This window comes from Pedobacter agri PB92 (assembly GCF_000258495.1).
Classification (GTDB): domain Bacteria; phylum Bacteroidota; class Bacteroidia; order Sphingobacteriales; family Sphingobacteriaceae; genus Pedobacter; species Pedobacter agri.
Genome location: NZ_AJLG01000230.1, coordinates 1 through 6,283 on the forward strand (window position 1 = coordinate 1; position 6,283 = coordinate 6,283).

Consider the following 6,283-nt stretch of genomic DNA (forward strand, 5'->3'; position numbering starts at 1 on the left):
ACGCACACACTATTCATGTGTGGTGCAATTGGTGCCATTTGGGAATAAGTGTAAACGGAGTTGGCTCCATTTTCCTGATATTCGTTGGCGATCCTTTTGCATGCGATAACACTGTAAGGCCTGAATGAATTGATGCTAAACATTCTCATCAGGGAAGTTTTCCCACATCCTACAGGGCCGAACAAAAGAAGTCCTTTTTTAAGCGACATTCCAGTTGGCTTCATGTTACCTTTTTCGTCAGGGACAAATTCAAAAGAATCGTGCCCGGAAAAATAAGCACAAAGCATGTTGAACTCATCACGGTTGTCATCATCAAGAATGTAGGGTTCAATTCCTTCATCAAAAAATTTTGCCAGGCGATCAGCATCGTTGATGTCGCAAACGTTATACTTTTCACGAACAAAGAAATCAAGCTCAGTTCGATTCATCATTTTGTAAACTGGTTTTTCAAAAATCTTTTTCCGGTACTCAGCTTCACGGATTTTAGCATCTTTGAATTTTTTCGCGGCGTAAATGGCTGCATTGGTTTCCTCTTCGGTCAGCTCAATGTGATCATAGTTCGCCGAAATCTTTATCCCCGTTTTGATTGCTGTTGTTATCGCGTCCGTTATTTTTGTTTCCATTTTTTTGAGTATTAAATTCTTCTTTTCTGTTTATCCATCCTGAAGCTGCTGACTTCCAGATTTTCATTTTGTTTTTGCCGACGTACCAGTTTTTTGAGGTGTAGAAATCGACGAACTTTTTCGCTTCTTTTTTGCATTCGGCATCGCTCCAAAATGTTTCATTAATTTTTGATGAAAAGTATTCTTCTACATCAGATTGAGAGGGCGGTGAAAATCTCTGATTTTTACTTTGATCTTCTTCTCTACTCTCTTCTACTGTTCTCTTCTTTCCTCTACTCTTCTCTTCTCTAGGGATTGATTCCGCGGATTGAGTCGATTTTTGCCGTTTTTCGACTGAATCCGCTGCGGATTGAGTGGTTTCCGCTGCGGATTGACCTGTAATTTGTGCAAGTACATCAACTTTGAAGTACAACTTATTTACACGCTTTTTGTACAACTCTATTAGATCGCTACTGAATTCCTCGCTCCAAATCACTTTATGAATCTCAAATAATTCCCTATCAATAATCTTCAATTTTGCCATGTGAGTTAAGATATCTTGAGCAAGATCTTCATCAACTTTAAAGGCAGAAACGAGATACATCCAATCGAGTTCATCATCGATATTTATGTAGTGATTTTTAGCACGGCCGAGCTCTTCTTTCAGTTTGTAATAAGCAACATATCCATCATTACCGTATCGACTTTCGAGGATATGCAACTCCTTTGGTTTATTACAAACGTGAGGAAACCAGTCAACATCTTTTCTCTGTTCTCTAGCCATTGTATTCGTTTATTTTGGACTGTATTATTATTCTTTGTTGGTTCTCTTTTGGTATGATGCCGATGTAATATTTTAATATATGCCCTTCTATTGCATTGGCGCTTAAGTCGAATGTTAGGCCAATCTCTTTAAAAGACTGGCCATTTGCATACATCCGGCACATCTCCGATAATTGAAAAGGAGTGAACCTAAAAGATTTGTGAAGGGATTTATATCCGTTTTTCATATTCTTCAATCGTTTTGAAAATCTGAATAGCTACCTGTGGAACTATGGCATTACCACCGCCTTTGATTGACTCTCGTCGCCATTTAGAAAAGGTAATTCCGTCCAGTCTGGCGGGAAACCCATCATCTCCATCACAAATCGGGGATTGAGTTGGCCAGTCTTCCCACCCGTTATTGTTTCGTTTAGTGGTCTTGCATTTCGAATCATTGTGGCCTCCGATGCGTTGCTCGACTTCCAATCTCTCGTAGTTGGCGTCGGGAGAAATCCCTGCTCTGCCAATTGCCTCAGATTTATTCCGAATGCCAGCCCTTTCGTAGAAATATTCTTTGGGATTCCATTCACAACGGTCAACCTTCTCTCTGATCCCCGCTCCCCTTCTGAAGCTCTTGGAGTAGGCAACAAACCAGACTCTATCCCTTTTATGGGGAGCGCTGACGGATGCAGCTGGAAGTATATACGGTTGAACTTCGTACCCTTCAGCTTCCAGGTCAGCTTGCACCTCTTCGAATACCAGCCCTCCATTCCAACCAACAAGTCCGAGAACGTTTTCGCCCACAACCCAACGTGGTTTAATCTCCCGAATCGCTCTAAGCATGTGTGGCCAGAGATGGCGTTCATCATCTTTTCCCTTCCGTTTTCCTGCTGTTGAATATGGCTGGCACGGGAATCCGCCCGTAATGATGTCAATACTTCCTCTGTGAATAGAGAAGTCTGTTTTTGTAATATCTGCATAACTAATAGCTTTAGGCCAATAATATTTTAGGATTTGTTGGCAGAATGGATTCCACTCACAGTGAGCTATGTTTTCCCATCCCATCCATTCAGCGGCCAGATCAAATCCACCCATGCCGCTGAAAAGTGATAAGTGATTCATGCTATACCGTATTGTAAGTTGTAACCGAATTTATTTCCGAGCTCATTTAACCAAATCTTTTGTTGGTTAGATAAAGATTGCTCGACTGTTGGAATTTCTACCTGTTTTAGTCGCGTGTCGACATTGAATGTTTTTTTCAGTCGCTGCTTCAAGTAATACCTGCGTCGGTTTTGTTTCGCTAACATCTCTTTATCTCGCATCCCTTTTCTCCGTAAAAAGTTTAATCAAACTGTTGACTGTTGTGGTTTCGAATTCATCAACGGCACCACTTACCGTATTGGCGATCTCTCTTTTTTCCTGTATCAAATCGTAGATATCCTCATCGATCGTGTCCTCACCGAGGAAATAAGTACACATCACATTGTTCTTCTGGCCGATCCTGAAACATCTATCCTCGGCCTGATCCATAATAGCCGAATGCCAACCCTGTTCAATGAACGCAACGTTTGAAGCGGCCGTAAGCGTTACACCCACACCAGCTGCTTTAAGGTTACACACGATCAGTTTCATTTCTGGATCTTGCTGGAACCTGTCGATAGCTGCTTGCTTTTGGTTAGTGTCATCCTGCCCGGTAATGCGAACCGAATGAGGAAATTCCTTTTGCACTGCAGCTATAATTTCGGTTAAGCTGGCAAATACTACTAGCTTTTGACCGCTATCAAGCGTATCATGAATGAAATCAAAAACGTCTTTCAGTTTTCCTCTGGCAGAAATGTTCTTAAGAACTCCAATTTGCATCAGTACTTCAGCGTTCATGCTCTTCTCGATCTCATGAGTCGTTGAATTCTTATACTTAGCCAGGTAAGCTGCAACATTATCACGGGCGTCGTTATATTCTTTGCGAGCTTCTTTTGAAAGTTGGCAGATGATTTTTTGGCGCATCTTATCCGGAAGATCCTGAATGATATCCTTATCGGTTTTGTTCCTGCGATAAAAGCAATGTTTGTTCAGGTTGTAATTAAGCTCGAGTAAGTTTGATGCTTCGCGTGGACCGCCACAATAATGCTTCATAAAATGCTGATAACCTCCAAGCGTTTTCATGTGATCCATAATACCAAGTAATGCAACAAGATCCTGAGGCTTATTAATTACAGGCGTTCCGGTTAACAGCAAGATGTTTTCCTTTCCAGATGAAATACCTTTCACGATTTTAGTGGTGATGGTAGCTAAGCTCTTTAGCCTATGAGCCTCATCGGCCACGACCGTTTTAAAGAAGTTCAGATACTTTTCTTTGAAGTGGAAATGCTTAATGGTTAGCTTTTTCTTTTTTCCAGTTTCCTCATTAATACCTGGATCATCAATATGATCGACAAAATATTTTTTCAAGCTTTCATAATTCACGATAAAGATCTGGGCCATTCCTGCACGGTAATACTCCGGAAATGTATTTTTGATACTGTCAGTTAATACGATTGCTTTCGCTCCTGATACTGTTGCAAATTCACGTTGCCAGTTAATTTTAACTGATGACGGACATACTACAAGTGCCGGGTAAACCGCTTCGCCTTGCGCATGTAAGCCGTGAAGAGCTGCTATAGCTTGAGATGTTTTACCCATGCCCATATCATCGCCGGAAATACATCTACGCTTTTGCATCATGTAAGCGACGCCGCCCTCTTGAAAGTGGAACAATGGACGCTTTAAAGGAATTGGAGTTTCCAATGCCGGCAATGGTGCAATTACAAACTGAGATGTATTTTTTGCTTCAGGTTGGCGATCGAAATCAAGGCCGAACCTTTTAGCGAAATCCGCAACTGCATCTTTATGGGATAAGGGAACCTTCCAGTATTTGTTATTCCAATCCCATGAGCGGCCAGGCAATTCTTTTGCGGCTGCCAATACTTTAGGAATAGGCTTGAACTGCAAGGCGTAATGATCCTGCATTGTTTTTACTTCTCCTATATACATTTTGCCTCCATTTCTGCCAACTGCTTTTTAAGTTTGTTCCATTTGCCTTTGTAAGCGGCAACTGCTTTTTTTAATGTTTGAATTTCTTCGTAACGGTTGGTAGCTAATTCTCCAAGCTGTTTGTTTTGGCGTTCGAGTTCAGTGCGGTCTTTTGCCATTAACTCCATGGAATCGGCTATTCTTAAGATGCATCCGAACTTTAAATCTTCGGTAGATAATTGAGAGTTATCCCCATCTTCCTTGATTTGATACCAATTTTTACGGCTCTCTTCTCTATAGTTCAATGTCCGTTTAGCCATGGCGCACTCCTTTCTTTTTACTCATTACTTTTCTCGACATAATGGTTTTTATATTGGATGGTTAAAAAAGGACTGGCATATTGGTTTTGCCAGTCCCACTAGTGTTTCATTATGAGTTCACGATTCTCATGAGTTAAAGAACTTTTGCAGTAGTGAACTGACTTTGTGGCGAGGGCAGGATTCGAACCTACAAGATTACTCTACAAGCAAGCGCTTATATAAGATTGCCAGTTCCCAACCTCGCTAATTGCCGGAAAGCTAACCGGCTACCATGTCGCTTTTTTAATCTATTTCATTCCCATCCTCATCGAATAAATCGAGTTGAGCTGAAGGGGCAATCTTTCCATCCAAATACCTTAAGGCCTCATCACACACATGCTCAACAACATGAGAGAATTCTTCACGCCACTTGTATGATCCTTCGAATGATACTGGTGCAGTTTCGATTTTAAGCGTACCGTACTGAGTGGCGCTTGTACCTTTCATACTAGCTGTTGAGCCAGATGGATCATAATTGATTTTTACACCTTCGACTTTGAAAAGCATTAAGAAATCAGGATCATCATCAAGTGTAGACAGGTCATCGGTTTTAGTGCCTAACTGATTGGCAAGGATTGCATAATGAGCACGTAGCAATTCAATCGCATGCAATAGATCTGGATGAGGAAATGACTTAACATCTGACTTATCATCTGAATGGATATGGATATCCTCACGCTCATCTTCGTCGATATCTTCACGCTCATCAGGAATCGTGATTGTCTTTTCAAATTTCACATCAACGCCTCCGTGGCTTTTCAGCATTACACTTGTAATCCTGCGAGTGATGGCGACTTGAGCGCCTGTTTCAACTGTTAGTGTATTCATATTAAAAAAGTGATTGTTGATTTTGGGGTTTATCGCTCCCGTTTAATAATTCTTTATCGACTTGCGCCTCAAGCTTTTTAGCTGTATCGAGATGAGTTTTGTTCCTGGTTCTGAAGAATGCCTTTTGCTCATCCCTTAGCTTTTGGACTAAGGCCCTGAATTCATGATCTTCCATGCCTTAATCATTTTTGCTTCCAAAATCAGTGGCATTTACCGCTTGCAAAGGGTTTTGATAAATCATCTGGCCTTCCATTTTAGTGGAAAGAAACTGGCCGCAGATCCAGCGAGAAATATACTTGCCTACGCTTTCGGCATTTATCAAACCGATCGCGGCCTCATTGGTAATACCTCTATAGATGTAAGCAGATCCGTTTTTGAATTGAACGAATAGCTCTTTGGTTTCTGAGTTCATGCCGTAGAAAGCTACATTGCTAGACGGTTTTGATTCGATAGTAAATCCCTCAAGCTTCTCGCTTACTGTAAATTCCTGATTGTTTATTATTAATGTTTTCATGATATTTATTTGATTGGTACGATGATTAAAATGATTAGTGTCACTGCGATTGCCAGATATATTGCTTTGGCGTAATCGGATGTTAATAGCTTTTTCATTATGCTGATAGTTTTAGTCCATCCATAAGCAGCCAGTATTTGTAAGCCAGCTCCTGATATTGAGCCTTGCCCAATTCATATAGCTGTCTGGCGGGATCCGTTAGGGGCGCT

The 6,283-nt window shown here is 41.1% G+C and carries 8 protein-coding genes; all 8 read right to left on the reverse strand.

Going from position 1 to position 6,283, the window contains the following annotated elements; genetic code table 11:
* Positions 1-623: AAA family ATPase (locus ON09_RS21635; protein ID WP_010603164.1), on the reverse strand; the 623-nt coding region annotated here is incomplete at its 3' end.
* Positions 553-1,386: a DUF4373 domain-containing protein gene (locus tag ON09_RS21640; RefSeq protein WP_010603165.1), complete on the reverse strand. Its 834-nt coding sequence runs from the start codon at positions 1,384-1,386 to the stop codon at positions 553-555. The genes ON09_RS21635 and ON09_RS21640, both read right to left, overlap by 71 nt.
* A 209-nt stretch (positions 1,387-1,595) precedes the next feature.
* On the reverse strand, positions 1,596-2,486 hold the full coding sequence (locus ON09_RS21650) for a DNA cytosine methyltransferase (protein ID WP_010603167.1): 891 nt from the start codon (positions 2,484-2,486) through the stop codon (positions 1,596-1,598).
* Positions 2,487-2,675: 189 nt separating this feature from the next.
* The gene (locus tag ON09_RS21660) at positions 2,676-4,394 is read right to left on the reverse strand and encodes a DEAD/DEAH box helicase (RefSeq protein WP_010603169.1); all 1,719 of its coding nucleotides are present in this window, start codon (positions 4,392-4,394) and stop codon (positions 2,676-2,678) included.
* Entirely contained in the window at positions 4,385-4,693 is a 309-nt protein-coding gene (locus tag ON09_RS21665) for a hypothetical protein (RefSeq protein ID WP_010603170.1), read from the reverse strand. The genes ON09_RS21660 and ON09_RS21665 overlap by 10 nt, the downstream gene beginning before the upstream one ends.
* Positions 4,694-4,975: 282 nt before the next feature.
* Positions 4,976-5,560: a hypothetical protein gene (locus ON09_RS21670; protein ID WP_010603171.1), complete on the reverse strand. Its 585-nt coding sequence runs from the start codon at positions 5,558-5,560 to the stop codon at positions 4,976-4,978.
* Position 5,561: 1 nt separating this feature from the next.
* Positions 5,562-5,735 (reverse strand): hypothetical protein, encoded by a 174-nt coding sequence (locus ON09_RS25315; protein ID WP_157259050.1) that lies wholly within the window; start codon positions 5,733-5,735, stop codon positions 5,562-5,564.
* A 3-nt stretch (positions 5,736-5,738) separates the two neighbouring features.
* Entirely contained in the window at positions 5,739-6,074 is a 336-nt protein-coding gene (locus tag ON09_RS21675; protein WP_010603172.1) for a KTSC domain-containing protein, read from the reverse strand.
* Positions 6,075-6,283: the final 209 nt, after the last annotated feature.

Coding starts and splice junctions, on each gene's coding strand:
- ON09_RS21670 (WP_010603171.1), bottom strand. CDS start 5,560: ATGAATACACTAACAGTTGAAACAGGCGCTCAAGTCGCCATCACTCGC.
- ON09_RS25315 (WP_157259050.1), bottom strand. CDS start 5,735: ATGGAAGATCATGAATTCAGGGCCTTAGTCCAAAAGCTAAGGGATGAG.
- ON09_RS21660 (WP_010603169.1), bottom strand. CDS start 4,394: ATGTATATAGGAGAAGTAAAAACAATGCAGGATCATTACGCCTTGCAG.
- ON09_RS21640 (WP_010603165.1), bottom strand. CDS start 1,386: ATGGCTAGAGAACAGAGAAAAGATGTTGACTGGTTTCCTCACGTTTGT.
- ON09_RS21650 (WP_010603167.1), bottom strand. CDS start 2,486: ATGAATCACTTATCACTTTTCAGCGGCATGGGTGGATTTGATCTGGCC.
- ON09_RS21665 (WP_010603170.1), bottom strand. CDS start 4,693: ATGGCTAAACGGACATTGAACTATAGAGAAGAGAGCCGTAAAAATTGG.
- ON09_RS21675 (WP_010603172.1), bottom strand. CDS start 6,074: ATGAAAACATTAATAATAAACAATCAGGAATTTACAGTAAGCGAGAAG.